Raw genomic sequence first — 16,214 nt, 5'->3', positions numbered from 1 at the left:
TTATGAGCCCTGACACCGGTAAATACATCATGCTCACAGGAGCCGCTATTGTAATAATTGGCCTGCTGATCTATTTTTTTCATGATAAGCTCCAATGGATCGGACACCTCCCTGGCGATATCCGGATAGAAAGAGAGAATTTCAGATTTTATTTCCCCATAACAACAATGGTTGTAGTAAGCGTGCTGTTAACGATCGTATTAAGTATCATCAGGAGAATACTCTAAAGCTGCGCCGGCGCCGCCCCCGTCAGGTTCCTGGCATCTTTACAGAAATGTGAAAAATCAGCATAACCAAAGTCGCCATGATTGAAATCATAACCTGCCATACGATAGGCGCGTAAGGCTGATTTGAACCGCATCACCTTCTGGCAGTATTTAGGTGTAACTCCCACCTGTTCCAGGAAATAACGTCTTAAAGAAGCATAGGTGATATGATACTCCTGGCAAAGATGTGATATCAGGTCTGGCTGCTGGTAACCGGCATTCATCATTTTACAAGGTTAATTGTTAAGTGTCGGTATTTTGATGTAAAAAACTTGCAAAAAGTTAATGTCCCGGTTTGACCCTACGGGTCAGACTACCCCATAAAAACGCTGGTATCTTAGTTTGGCCCGCAGGGGCCAAACTACTCCTGATAAAAAGGCTTAAACTGGTAATTATCTGTAAATGACGTATTTTAAAGCCGCATATGAAAACAAGAATAGCTCCAACACCCAGTGGCTACCTTCACCTGGGCAATGTGTTATCGTTCTCAGTTACTGCCGGGCTGGCAAAAAGAGCAGGAATAAAGATCGTGCTCAGGATCGACGATCTCGACCGGGACCGCGTACGCACTGAATATGTAAAAGATATTTTTGATACCCTTAACTTCCTGGAAATTCCCTGGGATGAAGGGCCGCGCAACTATCAGGAGTACAAAGAGGAATTTTCCCAGGTACACCGGCTGGAGCTGTATAATGCCGTACTGGAACAGCTGAGGGAAGATGAACAGTTATTTGCGTGCGACTGTACCCGTACACAGGTCAACATAGCCAGTTCCGACGGTATTTATCCCGGCACATGTGAATGCAGATCTCTTTCGCTTGACCAGAAAGAAGTAAGCTGGCGCCTGCATACGGCCGAAAACAGGAAACTGGTGGTAAAGACCATGGAAGGGCCCGTTACCAGCGGACTACCAGATCAGATGCGCTCTTTTGTAGTAAAGAAAAAAGACGGCTTCCCTGCTTATCAGCTGGCATCGCTGGTAGACGATCAGCACTTTGGAGTAGATGTGATAGTAAGGGGAAAAGACCTCTGGGATTCTACACTGGCACAAATGTACCTGGGCGCACTATTACCCGGAAACACTTTCTACGATAATCTCTTCCATCATCACGTTCTGCTGACCGACGAAACAAATGGCAAGCTATCCAAAAGCGATGGCGCCACATCTGTACAGTCCCTCAGAAAAGCAGGAAAAGCCCCGGCAGAAGTGTTCGGCATGATTGGCCGGATGCTGGAAATAGCAGAGCCGGTAAGCACCTACCGGGAACTGGCATTGGCAGTGGAAAGAATGGGACGGGACGATTGATGAACTGCTATTCCTGTTCTCTTTCAACCGTAATAGTGCATTCCCCGATCAACGCAGCGGCGGCTCCTATAGCAGCCAGCACCGGGGCAAACAGGGCGCCTACTACGCCAATTGTTAACGGGAAATTCATTAGCTCCTTACCAGACTTATCATGAATACTTATTCTCCGGATATTTCCCTCTTTGATCAGTTCTTTTACTTTCTCTACAAGCTTTTCTCCGCTAATGGAAAAGGATTCTTTGGTGGTTGACATAAAACGGGTTTTATTATTGTAATTTAATAAGTTTCTTGTTATGAAGGTCCATATTATGGGAGCTTCCTGTTCCGGTGTTACAACCCTGGGGCATTATCTCTCTTCCCGGCTCAATATCCCTTACTTTGATACAGATGAATATTTCTGGGAAAGATCTGATCCTCCTTTTACCATCAGGCGTAATCCGGAACAAAGAAATAAAATGCTCTATGAACAATTCCGGCAGCACAAAAGCTGGCTGCTGGGCGGCTCTATTCTCAAATGGGAACTGGATGTTGAATTTGACCTGGTAGTATTCCTCTGGCTGCCTGATCATATCCGGATGCAACGGTTGAGGAACAGGGAGCTGGAAAGATATGGAGACATTATTTATAAAGACCCTGAAAGAAACCGGTTATATAATGAATTTGTCAATTGGGCAGCAGGCTATGATGATAATACAACTAAAGGCAGAACATTAGCCGCACATGAAGAATGGTTAAGTAAACTCAGTTGTCCCGTATTGGAGTTAAGAGGAGATCTAAGTGTACCCGAAAGAGCAGAAAAGGTGCTGGTAAAATTATTGTAACAGGCCAATTCTCATCAGTAAAAAAACTCAGCCACGCGCAGCGCAAAAAAATCTAACTTTTCAGCCGGCCGCAGGCCAAAATACCCCCTCTCAAAAAAACGGTTTTGCCGAAGGCGAAACCATTTTTTTGAGCAATCCCCTCACACAATACATTAAAAAAATAAACTTACACCCTATCAGTAATAAAATTGACAATAATATTTTATACTTTACGTATTTTTGTAATACTATGAAATACCTATTGCTGTCATTCCATGTCATTTTGGGGTTTCTTTCCTGTACCCCCGTTGTTTCTGAGAGTAAAAAACCAGTTAACACTAAATCTAAGACCGTATTATTGAACCCTCTTGATACTGCCGTTTACTTTTCAGGTATCTGGGTAAATGAAAGATATGCCGAAAGCGTTAAAACGCTGCAATCTCCGCGGGAATCATTTAAGGAAGACTATATCATGAGAAGCTGTATTGTTATTCCGGGAAGAACCCTGCAGATAACAAAGCTGATAAGCAGCTTCCATGAAGGAGGAGGGGATGCCGTAGTCGTGAAAGAAGGAGAGAAATACAGACTTTACACTGCCGATCTTAAAAGTGTGAATAGCGAAATACAGATCCTTTCCCCCGGCAGAATGAAGCTTTTTGACGAATATTTTATAAAGATCAGCCAGGCCGATACAGAAATACCGGGCCTGGGTATTTTACAGGATATATTATTTAGTGGTACTTATCGGTTAGCAGGCGGTGGACAGGTAACTTTCGGAAAAGATGGTCGCGTATCAGGGCTGGATAGCTTCAAACAATATATACCCGTTATCGATTATACCACAGAAGAAGACAGTACCGCAGATCTCCTGGTACTGAAAGGTAAAACAGAACATCGTTACAAATATCGCTTTGCTCAGGACAGCCTGTCTGTTTACGAGCCACAGGGAAAAAAGATATATTCACTCTTACGTATTACCCGTTAAGTAAAAGAGGTTGTATTGCCAGGCAGATACAACCTCTCTTACATTTAAGCAGCTTCCATTTCTGTACAAAGCTCTGCACATCTGTGACATGCTTCTGCACACTCCTGGCAATGTTCATTATTGTGACGACTGCATTCTTCCGCACATTCATTGCAGATATCGGCGCACAACCTGCAATATTCTTCTGCCCGGCTACTGCCAAGACTCATCAGCTGAGCAGCATTATAACAGATAGCTGCACATTCCATGTCAAGCTGTATGCAACGCGCCATCATTTTTACATCTTTTTCCTGTAAGCAGGAAGATGCGCAATGGTTACATAATGAAGCGCATTTCAGACAAGCGTCGATACATTGTTGATAATGATGATAATTTGCCATAGATCATGGTTTAAAGGTGAAATTACATACTGGGACAGGTCATAAAGATCGTACCAGTATTCTATGGATGAGTGGCGGGAGCCTGGCAGATAATCAGTTAAACGGGTGTATGTGTTGGGGTAGGGTGTATCAGTTTCTACAAACTGTATTTATAAAAAAAAGAGCCGTCAACGACGACCCTTTTTATCTTAATGAACAGGTGGTTCAGAGAATTTACCTTCAACTGCTTTAAACAGTTCCGGCTGTTCTTTCTTTTCCCTGCTTAGTACTTTCTTGGTAATGATAATACTGAGCAGCATACAGACAGCGCCTATCAGGAAATGTATTCCCGGAAAATGGAACGGAGCTTTGTCTGTAGTAAAGTAAGCAAAACTATTATTCATGATCAGCGGACCTATAACCGTAGTCAGGCTCATCAGGCTTGTAAGCGCCCCTTGCAGTTCACCCTGCTGATTGGCCGGCACATGGCCGGAAATAACAGATTGCAGGGAAGGGCCGCAGATGCCCCCCAGGCAGTAAGGAATAAGGAAGGCAAACATCATCCATCCCTCTGTGGCAAAGGCAAAGAGGATCAGCCCTAATGTATATAGGGACAGCCCCAGGTAGATGCTTTTTTCATTCCCTATTTTCGGATTTATTGTTCTTGTTAATCCTGCCTGTACAGCGCCTACCAGCACTCCCACTACAGCCAGGGAAATACCTACCATTTTATCACTCCAGTTAAACCGGTAAATAGTAAAGAAGTTCCAGTTGCCCTGCACCGCCTGGGCTCCCAGGTAAATAAGGAAGAAACTGATAGCCAGTCCGCCTATCTCCGGATGCCTGGTCAGGAACTTCAGTGACCCGAAAGGATTGGCGCGTGCCCAGTCAAACGGGCGACGGTTCTCCTTACTCAGTGATTCAGGTAATAAGAAATAGCCATACAGGCAGTTCAGCAAACAGAGTGCTGCAGCTGCATAAAACGGAGCTCTTATACCCCAGGTGGCAAGTAACGCACCGAGGGCAGGGCCCAGCACAAAACCTAAACCAAAGGCTGCGCCTATCATACCGAAGTTCTTCGCCCTGGTAGTTTCATCCGGGCTAACATCAGCAATATAAGCAGTGGCAGTCGTGAAGCTGGCGCCTGTAATACCGGCAATGATCCGCCCTAAAAACAGCCATCCATAGGTTGGCGCTAGCGCCAGGATGATGTAGTCTATACCAAAACCTAACAGGGAGATCAATAAGATAGGCCGGCGTCCGTATTTATCGCTCAGGTTCCCGATCACAGGCGCAAACGCGAACTGCGTAACAGCAAAGGCGGATATCAGGAAGCCGCCATAAGTACTGGCCTGGTTGATCGGTATGTGCTTTAACTGGGCTATCAGATCAGCCATAACAGGGATGATCAGTCCCCATCCCATGACATCGATCAGTAAGGTGATGAAAATAAAGCCAATAGCGGCTTTCCTGGATGTTTGCATAAATTTGAATTAAAATGACGGTTGTTCAATTGCGCAAACTTATACTAAAACCATAACTTATAGAGGCGGTGAACAGGCCAATTTACGGGGGAAATTGCGTCATTCGCAGGTATTATGAAAGAACTTTTCAAGATACCTCAGTTCAACTCTATAGAATTGATCACCACTCCGGGGTCCAGCAGATAAATACGGATGCTGACCATACCTTCTTTATCACTGTTGAAAGTTGTTTCCCCCGCAGCATATCCTTTCAGGATGTTGGATGCCCATGATTTCGTTTCCGCCAGGCTGGCTATGTTCTTAATAACCGGAGCTTGTCCGTTTACAGCAATAGCATAGCGCAATTTCATACCGGTATACAGCGGAAAATCAGACAGGCATTTCACAGTTATTTTATTCTCTCCGGTATGAACAGGCGCTTTGTAATCCACATATGGCGCTGCTTCCGTGTCGCTGTAAGATGTAAGCTGCATAGGCCATTGCGCCAGCCCTGCTTTACCGGGCCCCAATCCCTCAATCACCCGCAGAGGCGCTTCTTTATCATGCTTGCTGATATAGTCGGCAGCAGGTATCACCACCGGGGCAGTTAGTGTATCTCCTGCAGAAATATGTACACTGTCTCTCAGCATTTCAGGAGTTGCCGTTTCCGGCATCTGGAAAACAGGCCTTTTCCGTGGATGCCAATCCATGATCCCATCCCATTTCCCTCCGGCAATCATCTTGTTATATTGGACAGTCAGTTTTTCTATATTGGCAAAAGCTGCTTTTGCACTGTCTGCTATTGTCAGCGCTCTGGGGTTCCCTGCAGCAGCAAGCGCCAGGCTTTGCCGGGCATAGAGTATTTTCTCATTCATATTACAGGCTGCTTCTACAGGATAGGCTACCAATTCAAAATAAGCATCCTGTAAATATTGAGGAATGGCCTGACCTGTTTGCCTGGTTGCTTTAACCAGCTGCTGATAGTCAGCCAGCCGTTGGGCTGCTTCAGCATTGGTGAACGTGATACGGTTTAGATGTTCCGGTTTTCCTGTTGCTGCCAGGCGGTAATATTCCTTTTTAATATGCCCGATCTGCTTACCATATTCTTCCCCGAAAGTAGCTGCTGCCCATTGTTCCATATAGAGCTGCGCCTTCTCCGGCCGCCATGCCTCCACGTCCCATGCCAGGTCCATGGCAAACTGTAACTCTGCTTCTGCCGGCTTGATGTCGCCTACATTAAAGACCCACAGCTTCCGGGCCTGCAACAGGTATGCCTTTGTCAGCTCATAACTGATAAGTGAGGGAGAGATAGTGGAAAGCCAAAGGTAGTCCTCCGGAGCGCCCCAGTAGGAGAGATGATAATATATGCCACTCCCGCCGCTGCGCTTCTGTTCTTCAGGATCAGACAGCTGCCGGATATAACCGTAATTATCATCCGCCCAGGCCAGTGTAATATCTTCCGGGAGCTTCATTCCCAGCTTGTATAGTTCCAGCACTTCCTTATACGGACAAAAGATCTGGGGTATGTCTGCTGCAGTTTTATCCAGTCCTTTGCTCAGTATCTCACGTTGATTGGCAATCACCGTCTCCAGCAATGCTTTTTTCTTTTCGGGGGATGCAGGTCCCGGCATACCGCCGTCATGTATTCCGCGCATACCTACTGTATACACAGCGTCATTATTCTTAGAGGCAGCCACCCGGTCACGCCAGTAACGATCAATCTGTTCCTGGTTAATATCATATTGCCATTTACCGGGCTGCTGGCCATATTCATGCTCAAAGTTATGGTCCCACTCAAAGACATTATTGCGCAGCAACGGCTCGCAATGACTACCTCCCAGCACTATCCGGTATTTCCCGGCCATTTCAGGATTGCCCGGGTAATACCAGAAGGCTTTGGTACAGGGGTGCATGGCAGGCCACAGATAATTGGCTTTCAACCGCAACATCAGCTCAAATACTTTCTGATAGGTATTCGGACCAATATCCTTAATATCCGTATCCATATGTCTGGCCGCCCAGGGCTGCAATCCCCAGTCTTCATCGTTAATGAAAATACCCCTGTACTGAACTGACGGCGGACCGGTTACATGCGCTCCCGTACTTACATACAGGGCACTGCGCTGCCTGGGCTTTACATCGGCCCACCATACCCACGGAGAAACCCCTGCTTTCCTCGACAACTCAAATACACCATAGGCAGTACCCCTCGGATCGCTGCCAAAAATGACGAGTGCCATATCCACATCGGCAAATGGCTTTTTCACTACTGTCAGGCAGAATGTCTCCCATTTTCCCTTTACAGCCGCCACGGGGATCGCCCCCCTTTTTGCCAGCATATCTATTAAACCAGACTGCCCCAACGTCCCGATAATCACAGGTATAACACCTGCCTGCACTTTATGCACAATGCCCGGAGTAATTCCGGAAATAAGACGTACGTCTTCTCCGAAGGCCTTTGCGGCAATACCAACAACTGCAGCATCGGCAGTATCATAGACCAGGGTGGCCGCCTTACCGTTCGCAAAAAGCGGAAAGCTGCCGGCCACGGCATTTTCAGTAATTTTCTGTGCTTTTGATGGCTGCACACAAAACAATGTGCAGGCCATTAACATTACAATAAAGCTGGAATTCTTCATCCGTGGATTTTAATTAAAGTGTTAGAATGACACGAAATATGAATATATTTACTCTCGTTAAATCATTTTCCACATTATGAAAATAAGAACTCTTCAGGTATTCACCCTGCTATTAATGATTCTGGCTGCAAACTTTTCTGCTTTTTCCCAGCAAAAGCAACCGGGATTATTATTTGGCGTTGCATACTACGACGAATACATGCCTTATGACCGGCTGGATAAAGATGTTGACATGATGAAAAAGGCAGGTATCAACGTGGTCCGCATTGCAGAATCTACCTGGAGTACAATGGAGCCGCAGGAAGGAGTATATGATTTTTCACATATAGACAGGGTGCTCAACGCTATGCACAAAGCAGGCATCAACGTTATCATAGGTACACCAACCTATGCCGTGCCTACCTGGCTGGTAAAGAAATACCCCGATGTTCTCGCTATCACATCAAGAGGCCAAAACCAGTATGGCGCCAGGCAGAATATGGACATTACCAATCCCCATTACCTGGAACACGCAGAGAAAGCCATCCGCAAACTGCTGGAGCATGTAAAAGATCATCCGGCTATTATCGGTTACCAGGTAGATAATGAAACGAAATCTTACGGTACAAGCGGACCAAACGTACAGCAACAGTTTGTAGCTTACATGCAAAAGAAGTTTATCACGCTGGATAGCGTCAACCGTGCATTCGGCCTGGATTACTGGAGCAACCGCATTAATAACTGGAATGACTTCCCTTCAGTGAACGGTAGCATCAATGCCAGCCTGAGTGCTGAATTTGCCCGGTTCCAACGCTTGCTGGTCACTAACTTCCTCAGCTGGCAGGCAGGAATTGTACGGGAGTACAAGAAGCCAGCGCAGTTTATCACCCAGAACTTTGACCTGGACTGGCGCGGCCATTCTTACGGCATACAATCTGAAGTAGATCATTTTGCTGCTGCCCAAACCCTGGATATCGCAGGTATTGACATCTACCATCCTTCACAGGACCGCCTGACCGGCGCCGAAATATCCTTCGGTGGCGACATTACACGGTCCATGAAGGGAGGAAAGAATTACCTGGTCATAGAAACAGAAGCTCAGGGCTTTCCGCAATGGGTGCCTTATCCCGGCCAGCTGCGTTTACAGGCCTTCAGTCACCTGGCCTCCGGCGCCAACATGGTATCTTACTGGCACTGGCATTCCATTCATAACTCGGCAGAAACATACTGGAAAGGACTGTTAAGCCATGACCTCGAGCCCAATGCCCCTTACGAAGAAGCAAAGACGATAGGTGCCGACTTTGCCAGGCTGAGCGATCACCTGGTGAACCTGCAAAAGAAGAATGAAGTGGCAATGCTGTTCAGCAATGAAGCATTGACCGGCTTCAATTCCTTCCCGATAGGAGAGAATTACAACGGTATACTCCGGCCTATGTATGATATACTGTATAGAATGAATGTAGGAGTAGATTTTATCGATCCCTCTTCTAAAACCCTGGAAGATTATAAACTGATCGTAGTTCCGGTCTTATACGCAGCTCCGGATAGTTTGCTCCGCCGCCTGAACCGCTTCATAGAGAAAGGAGGCCATGTGGTATTTACCTTCAGAAGCGGCTTCTCAGACCAGTATGTAAAAGTAAGGGACGTAAGACAACCCGGTATTATCAGTGAGGCTTGCGGAGTACGTTATAACCAGTTTACCGTGCCGGAACATGTATCCCTGAAAGGAGATCCTTTCCAGGTAGGAAAAGATAAGAACTATATAGAAAAATGGATGGAGTTGCTGGAACCGGTAACAGCAAAAGTACTGGCTTATTATGACCATCCGGCATGGGGAAAATATGCTGCCGTTACAGAGAACACCTACGGAAAAGGCGTCGCTACCTATATCGGTTGCCTGCCCAGCCAGGCCATCACAGAGAAGATTTTGGAACATGCAGTGAAAGACGCCGGGTTATGGGGCCCTGACCAGGCACTGAAATTTCCGTTGATAGTGAAATCAGGTACCAACCGCCTGGGCAAAAAGATCCATTATTATTTCAACTACTCTGCCCAGCAACAACAACTGGTATATCCTTACCAGACAGGTACATTCCTGCTCACAGGAAAGAAGATCACTAACAATAACACTATAGAATTACCCGCATGGGGCTTCGAAATAGTAGAAGAGAATTAGCTTAATTGTTTACCATATTTCAGATGATATTCCTTCGGCGTCATATGCACCTGCCGGCGGAATATCTTCCGGAAAAAGCTGATATCCTCATAACCACATTGCAGCGCTATGTTCTCAATACCCTCACGGGTATTTTCCAGTAGTTTTTTTGCCGCTTCTATACGTACGCGCTGCAGGTATTCTAATGGTGTATTACCTGTTGCCTGCCTGAAACGGCGGATGAAATTCCTTACGCTCATGTGATGGTCTGCCGCCAACTTCTCCAGGTTGATCACTTCCGGGTAGTTTGCTTCAATGAAGCGTTGTATTTTTTTAATGGAATCATCAGCATGATCATGCTGGAAGCGGAAAACAGAGAACGCCAGCTGTGAGTCATCATGCGCGTTGATCATCAGTATTTTTGAAGCCATAACAGCTTCCTGGTGACCTAACATTTTTTCTATCAGGTAGATCATAAAAGACGTGAAACTGAAAGCTCCTCCACAGGAGCATACCGTCCCCTCATCTACAATGATCTTATCATCCTGTACTTCTATAGATGGATATCGTTGCCGGAACTGTTCTGCAAATAACCAGTTGGTAGTAGCTTTCTTACCATTCAATAAACCTGTCTCAGCCAGCAGGAAAGCGCCAATACAGATACTGGCCAGATCGGCCCCTTTGCTACGTTGTTTCTTCAGCCATTCTATCAGTCGTCTTTCCCGGTTCAGCACCTCATCGATCTTATCATATCTCATAGCCGGGATGATGATCAACCGGAATTCATCCTTAGCAGCAAGTTGCCGGAATCGGTCTTCACCCAATGACCTTCTTACAATCTTATCGTCAATTACACTGATAAAATCTATCCCGATACTCTCCTTTAACTGCATCCCCGTAACCAACGGATACATCCGGTTAAGCCCTCCCCATATGTCCGCAGGGCCTGTTACACAGGTAGGAACAGCATTCCGGTAGTCAAGAATGGCAATACGCATAGCGGATTTTTATTCTAAAGATATGGCAATATTGCCTTCCTTTTTGTCATTTCCGCCACTGACTTCAACTGTTGGTAAAGGGAATTCTTTCCTTCTTAATTTTTTAATAATCAACATTTTAGATAGTTTTCAGTCAGCCTTGTCGAAGGTTTCTGTGGTTTTTACTATTTTTACAACAAATGAATAACAATGATACCCGAAGCAAACTTGAAAATATCATTAAAGGAACTATCCTTGAGGGGGCAGAAGATCATTGCACAACAGTCAGAAATTTCCTATGCACAAGCTTTCGCACAAGTACAACGGTTAAAAGAGATTTCGAAAATAACGCAATCATCAAAGAAGAGCAGGCCAAACTCTTAAAGGAATACGCCCGCGGAAGCGGTCTTTGGATAACCAATCCTCCTGATTCATCTCAATTTCTAGCCAGAGGAGGAGAAGCGATGGTCTACTTCGATGCAGAAAATAAAAGTGTTATCAAATTAAATGATGGCGTTTATTATGCAACCTGGCTGGAATTTTTTAATAGCGTAATAATACATAATCTTCTATTTCCCAATACTGCTTATATCTTCTTAGGATTTATTGAAACTGACGGTGTTCTTTACTCAGTAATGAGGCAGCCATTTGTTACTTCTGACAGTGCCGTAGATTTGGCGGACGTAAAGAAATTGCTTTCTTATAATGGCTTCGAAAACCGTCTAAGAAGAGGTGCCCCAACAAATAACTATTACAATAAAGAACTTGGGATAATTCTTGAAGATATTCATGACGAAAATGTAATTGTGAACTCTGATACCCTTTTTTTTATTGATACAGTCTTTTACACAGCTTTTTTGAATAGTTAAGAGCACAGCAGTTATTTCCACATTGAAATGAACTTTACTTCACTATTGGCAATATTGCCTTCCTTTTTGTCATTTCCGCCACTGACTTCAACTATATAACTGCTTTACTTTTGGGATGTTGATTTTAACAAAACTAAAAAGGTAGTTATGACAATACAGGAAGTAGCAGCAAGATTTGATGAACTTGCACAACAGGAAAAATGGTTTGAGATCCAGGATGAACTTTTTGCAGATAATGTAAAGAGCATAGACCCTCCCGGCTCTCCATATTTCGGATATGCAGAAGGCAAAGCCGCCGTTCGTAAAAAAGGAGAAGACTGGGTGAAGAAGATCACAAAAGTACATAACGTACATACAACCCATCCGGTAATTGGCGGTAATCACTTTGCCGTAGGCCGGACTATGGATACTGATGTAGAGGGCTTCGGACGGGTAAAAATTGAAGAGATCATGATGTATGAGGTGAAAGACGGCCGGATCATGTCAGAACAATTCTTCTATTAGAGTTGATTATCAATATACTATACTATTGTAAAGTACTATGCTTTAGTATAGCACTTACTAAAGTATAGCAAAGAAGTTACCTTTGTAGCAAAGTTTAGTATAGATGATGGACAGGAAAGAGTTTATGCAGATATTAGGTATTACTGCTGCGGGAACTTTAAGCAGCCTGAAAGCATTTTCAGATACATTGCCGGTACAGGGCCGCAGAATGCCGGTATTGTTTACATCACACGGCAGCCCCATGGATATTCCTCTTTCCAAAGAGGAGCGCCCTTTCTGGAAATCCCTGTATGACCTTGGTAAAGAACTGCAGAAGAGCTTTGATGTAAAGGCAGCCCTGGTTGTTTCTGCACACTGGTGCACACGGGGAACTTACGTGAATATATTACCGGAACAAAAGCAGATCTACGATTATTACGGTTTCCCGGAAGAATATTACAAAGTGCAGTATCACGCCAAAGGAGCGCCTGACATCGCAAAAGAAGTAGCGCAGGTAGTACCTTCCATTAAAGAAACTACAGAATGGGGACTTGATCACGGAGCATGGCCTATGCTGATGCATTTATTCCCTGAAGCCAATATACCGGTATTCCAGATGAGCCTGGACTACCACGCAGCGCCATCTTATCATTACGAACTGGGTAAGCAGCTCAAAAGCCTCAGGGATAAAGGTGTGCTGATCATAGGCAGCGGTTCCCTCATCCACAATCTGCAACTGGCAGGTCAGAAATTCCGTACCGGAGATATGACGCCATATGGCTGGGAAACAGATTATGACGCCTGGATAAAACAACAGATCGATACCCGCGATTTCAACAGCATCATCAATTATGAAAGCAGCCACAAACTGGGCAAACTGGCGGCGCCCACACCAGATCATTTTGTCCCTGTATTATACAGCCTGGGTTTGACCGATAGTAAAGACGAAATAAAATACTTCTACGAAGGCCAGCCAAGTATCCCGGCTTTCAGCGAAAGAAGCTTTTTAATAGGAGCATAAATTATAATCAACCCTGTATGAATAGTACAGGGTTGATCCCTTATTTTAAAGAAGATTCAAACGTATAACTCCCCGACCCAACTTCATACACTGCTTTACCATTCACCATTTTCAGGAACCTCACACCAGCCGCTTTTTCAGCAGGTTTCCCGCTTTCTCTGACACCTTTCTCTCTCGCAGCCGGAATATAAACAGTTGCCGTCGTGTTTGCGGGAATAGTTACATGAAGGGTAAATACATCATTCTTACGTTTCCATTCAGAAGAAATAAGACCGCTTACAGTTTCATATGAACCGCGTACCCAGCTAAGATCACCAACCGGCACAGGTTTAATAACAGACTTACGAAAGCCCGCGCCATTCCCTTCTTCATCAAAACCAATACCTGCCAGATCATTAAAGAACCATTCATTGATCTGTCCTAACATAAAGTGGTTCTGAGAACCGAAACTACCTACGCCGGCATCCCATTTCTCAGTAAGTGAAGTAGCTCCCTGCTTTAATTGATACCCATACCCCGGGCGTTCTGACTGGTTGTTCATGTCAAATATCACGTCCGAATATCCTTCCATAGCCAGCGCTTTCAATAAAAAACGATACCCCACATCGCCGGAGGTGAATGAATTGCCACGTTTCCGTATGTCAGCTACTAACGTATCGATAATACTTTTCCGGTATCGTGGCTCAGCAATATTCAGGGATAATGGCATAGCCATAGTAGTGTTGGATCCGGTTGAATACCGCCCTGTTGCCGGGTTGTAAAACTCTTTATTGAACAGCTGGCGTATAGCTTCCGCCTTTTGTGAGAAGCGGATTGCCTCACTGGTTTTACCTAGTATTTCTGCCATACGCCCCATGATCTTATAATCGTAAAAATAAATAGCTGTGGCAGTAAAGGCCACAGGCGTAAGCTGAGAGCCCCAGGGCTCCCTAGGACCAATGTCATACCAGTCACCCAGCCCGATATTTAAGATGTTGTTCTTTGCCGAAGAATCAAGAAATGACAGATAACGCTTCATCGGCTCATAATAACGGCGTATAAGAGACACATCGCCGGAGAACAGGTATTGCTGCCATGGAACGATAATGAAAGAACTACCCCATTCCGGTGAATTACGGAAGCCGTTCCTCATGTAATCAGCGTTACCGGCATAAAAGAATTCAGGAGCTATATTAGGTACAAACCCGTCATCAAGCTGACTGTCATACATGTCATTCTCGCCTTTGGCAAATAAGGTAAGAAGGTCAAAGTTATAACGTAATGAAGGGCCATTCAGATGATATTGCTCCAGCCATGGCATTTTCTCACGATGGGGACAATCAGTGAACACACTCATCATATTACTGCACTGCGCCCATCTGACCAATGTATAGATACGGTTGAAAAGCTCATTTGAACAAACAAAGGAACCAATTGGCGTTGCGGAGGCATGAACTACAGCTCCATTAAGCTTTTCCACTACAGGCAGAGCAGTATCTCCCTGTGCAGGATATAATTCCACCTGTAAATAACGCCCTCCCTGGTAGAAGAACTGCGGCTGCCAGGACTCAGGTTGATCGCTGGCTTTGGTATATTGCCACCATGCCGGCCGCACACCATCCTGCGTGGCAGAACGCCGGTCCACCGTCCCATCAGAAGCTATCAGCTCAGAAGGAATAATACGCACATAAGAGCCCCGTGTGCCTTTAATAGTAAGCATGGGCATTATCGAGACGTTTTGCCCCAGGTCATACACCAGCAAACCTGGCCTCAGCCGGGCAACCTTTACAGGCTGCAGCGTATCGGTTACCTTCACCGGCGCACCAGCACATGATAAGCCCTTCAGTTGTCCGCCACTACATTCTATAGCTTGTACCCAGCGCTTACCTGCTTTGAAAGAAGGACTGTCCCACCCGCCAGGCAGGAGACGGGCATCAAAATCTTCCCCACCATATTGATTCATATAAGTGACCGGCCCCGTCGATACCTGCCAGCTGCTGTCTGTCCCGATAGTTTTCACAGAACCATCAGCATATTCCAGGCGCATCTGGGCAATAGCTTTCAGCTGACCGTAAGAGTTCAGGAACTTTACATAACGCACAGAATCAGGCATAATATTGTACATGCCATTGCTGAGAATAAGCCCGATGGCATTGCCTCCTTCCTGTATATAGGAAGTGACGTCATACGAATCATAAAGAACGGTTTTACGGTAATCTGTCCATCCGGGCGATAAAATATAATCTCCCACTTTACGCCCGTTTATCAACAGCTCATAATGCCCTAAGCCGGAAACATGCACCAATGCTCTCTTTAGCTTAGGCGCTGATATAAACTCTTTACGCAGCAGCATTGAGGAATAATTTGCATCCTCTGGCCGTGGCATAAAAGCCCATGTTTCAGGTAAATGACGACTGCCCGAAAAATCAGTACGTGACGTGGAAAAGTTATGCGCATATTTTTCAGCCCCTGTAGCACTTATCCAGCGGGCCTTCCAGTCTGTCGCACTTAATACCCCCATCGTCCATTGTGCCGGTTCGCTCCAGTCAGAAACCACCCCTTTTTCATTCCATATCCTCACCTTCCACCAACATTGCTGACTACTTTGCAAAGCCTTCCCTGTATATACAATTTGCCCCATTTTATCCGATAGTACCTTACCCGGATGCCACAGATCACCCTTACCGGCACTTAATAGTTCCCGGGATGTGGCAACCATCACTTCATAGGCTGTCTGACGCACAGCGCGTTCCCCCGCATCGGTTTTAATGGTCCAGCTTAATACAGGCTGAGATACATCAATACCAATGGGATCGGCCCTGAAATCACAGCGAAGGTTAACGGGAATTGTTGAGGAAAAAGCTTTAAATGTGATGAATAGTAATATGGAAAATATATTAAGTAGCCTCATTGTTTCAAACTGTGGAATATGA

15 protein-coding genes are annotated in these 16,214 nt (G+C 45.4%); 8 read left to right on the top strand and 7 right to left on the bottom strand.

The window, feature by feature from the left end; genetic code table 11:
* The first annotated feature begins 2 nt into the window (after positions 1-2).
* Positions 3-227, top strand: coding sequence for a DUF2905 domain-containing protein (locus GO493_RS20575; protein ID WP_157308118.1), 225 nt, complete (start codon positions 3-5; stop codon positions 225-227).
* On the opposite strand, the gene GO493_RS20570 is transcribed toward GO493_RS20575, so the two are convergent.
* Positions 224-493 carry a helix-turn-helix domain-containing protein gene (locus GO493_RS20570; RefSeq protein ID WP_157308117.1) on the bottom strand — a complete coding sequence of 90 codons (270 nt, stop codon included), beginning with the start codon at positions 491-493 and terminating at the stop codon, positions 224-226. The genes GO493_RS20575 and GO493_RS20570 overlap by 4 nt on opposite strands.
* Before the next feature lie 197 nt (positions 494-690).
* Here GO493_RS20570 and GO493_RS20565 point away from each other — a divergent pair, with 197 nt between their 5' ends.
* Positions 691-1,572 carry a glutamate--tRNA ligase family protein gene (locus tag GO493_RS20565; RefSeq protein ID WP_157308116.1) on the top strand — a complete coding sequence of 294 codons (882 nt, stop codon included), beginning with the start codon at positions 691-693 and terminating at the stop codon, positions 1,570-1,572.
* Positions 1,573-1,579: 7 nt separating this feature from the next.
* On the opposite strand, the gene GO493_RS20560 is transcribed toward GO493_RS20565, so the two are convergent.
* Positions 1,580-1,825: a DUF4342 domain-containing protein gene (locus GO493_RS20560; protein ID WP_157308115.1), complete on the bottom strand. Its 246-nt coding sequence runs from the start codon at positions 1,823-1,825 to the stop codon at positions 1,580-1,582.
* 40 nt (positions 1,826-1,865) lie between these two features.
* Between GO493_RS20560 and GO493_RS20555 the strand changes: the two genes are divergently transcribed.
* Together GO493_RS20555 and GO493_RS20550 are read left to right on the top strand one after the other, a co-directional pair.
* Entirely contained in the window at positions 1,866-2,393 is a 528-nt protein-coding gene (locus tag GO493_RS20555; protein ID WP_157308114.1) for an AAA family ATPase, read from the top strand.
* Positions 2,394-2,622: 229 nt separating this feature from the next.
* Entirely contained in the window at positions 2,623-3,357 is a 735-nt protein-coding gene (locus GO493_RS20550) for a hypothetical protein (RefSeq protein WP_157308113.1), read from the top strand.
* A 44-nt stretch (positions 3,358-3,401) separates the two neighbouring features.
* On the opposite strand, the gene GO493_RS20545 is transcribed toward GO493_RS20550, so the two are convergent.
* The 3 genes from GO493_RS20545 to GO493_RS20535 form a co-directional block, all read right to left on the bottom strand.
* Positions 3,402-3,737 carry a four-helix bundle copper-binding protein gene (locus GO493_RS20545; RefSeq protein ID WP_157308112.1) on the bottom strand — a complete coding sequence of 112 codons (336 nt, stop codon included), beginning with the start codon at positions 3,735-3,737 and terminating at the stop codon, positions 3,402-3,404.
* A gap of 188 nt (positions 3,738-3,925) precedes the next feature.
* Complete coding sequence (locus GO493_RS20540; protein ID WP_157308111.1) at positions 3,926-5,200, bottom strand: TCR/Tet family MFS transporter; 1,275 nt, start codon at positions 5,198-5,200, stop codon at positions 3,926-3,928.
* 137 nt (positions 5,201-5,337) lie between these two features.
* On the bottom strand, positions 5,338-7,818 hold the full coding sequence (locus GO493_RS20535; RefSeq protein WP_157308110.1) for a glycosyl hydrolase 115 family protein: 2,481 nt from the start codon (positions 7,816-7,818) through the stop codon (positions 5,338-5,340).
* Positions 7,819-7,894: 76 nt separating this feature from the next.
* Between GO493_RS20535 and GO493_RS20530 the strand changes: the two genes are divergently transcribed.
* The gene (locus GO493_RS20530) at positions 7,895-9,973 is read left to right on the top strand and encodes a beta-galactosidase (protein WP_232538911.1); all 2,079 of its coding nucleotides are present in this window, start codon (positions 7,895-7,897) and stop codon (positions 9,971-9,973) included.
* Here the strand turns inward: GO493_RS20530 and GO493_RS20525 are convergent.
* Positions 9,970-10,950 carry a GlxA family transcriptional regulator gene (locus GO493_RS20525; protein WP_157308109.1) on the bottom strand — a complete coding sequence of 327 codons (981 nt, stop codon included), beginning with the start codon at positions 10,948-10,950 and terminating at the stop codon, positions 9,970-9,972. The genes GO493_RS20530 and GO493_RS20525 overlap by 4 nt on opposite strands.
* Positions 10,951-11,129: 179 nt before the next feature.
* Here GO493_RS20525 and GO493_RS20520 point away from each other — a divergent pair, with 179 nt between their 5' ends.
* From GO493_RS20520 to GO493_RS20510, 3 genes are all read left to right on the top strand, one after another.
* A complete protein-coding gene (locus tag GO493_RS20520) occupies positions 11,130-11,798 on the top strand; it encodes a putative polyvalent protein kinase domain-containing protein (protein ID WP_157308108.1) in 669 nt (222 codons plus the stop codon).
* Positions 11,799-11,945: 147 nt separating this feature from the next.
* On the top strand, positions 11,946-12,302 hold the full coding sequence (locus tag GO493_RS20515) for a nuclear transport factor 2 family protein (protein ID WP_157308107.1): 357 nt from the start codon (positions 11,946-11,948) through the stop codon (positions 12,300-12,302).
* 103 nt (positions 12,303-12,405) lie between these two features.
* Positions 12,406-13,302 carry a dioxygenase family protein gene (locus GO493_RS20510; protein ID WP_198315784.1) on the top strand — a complete coding sequence of 299 codons (897 nt, stop codon included), beginning with the start codon at positions 12,406-12,408 and terminating at the stop codon, positions 13,300-13,302.
* 40 nt (positions 13,303-13,342) lie between these two features.
* On the opposite strand, the gene GO493_RS20505 is transcribed toward GO493_RS20510, so the two are convergent.
* A complete protein-coding gene (locus GO493_RS20505; RefSeq protein WP_157308106.1) occupies positions 13,343-16,192 on the bottom strand; it encodes a family 78 glycoside hydrolase catalytic domain in 2,850 nt (949 codons plus the stop codon).
* Between the last annotated feature and the right edge of the window lie 22 nt (positions 16,193-16,214).

It is taken from the genome of Chitinophaga tropicalis, from assembly GCF_009758205.1.
GTDB lineage: Bacteria > Bacteroidota > Bacteroidia > Chitinophagales > Chitinophagaceae > Chitinophaga > Chitinophaga tropicalis.
This window is presented reverse-complemented; position numbering and strand designations above follow the sequence as displayed.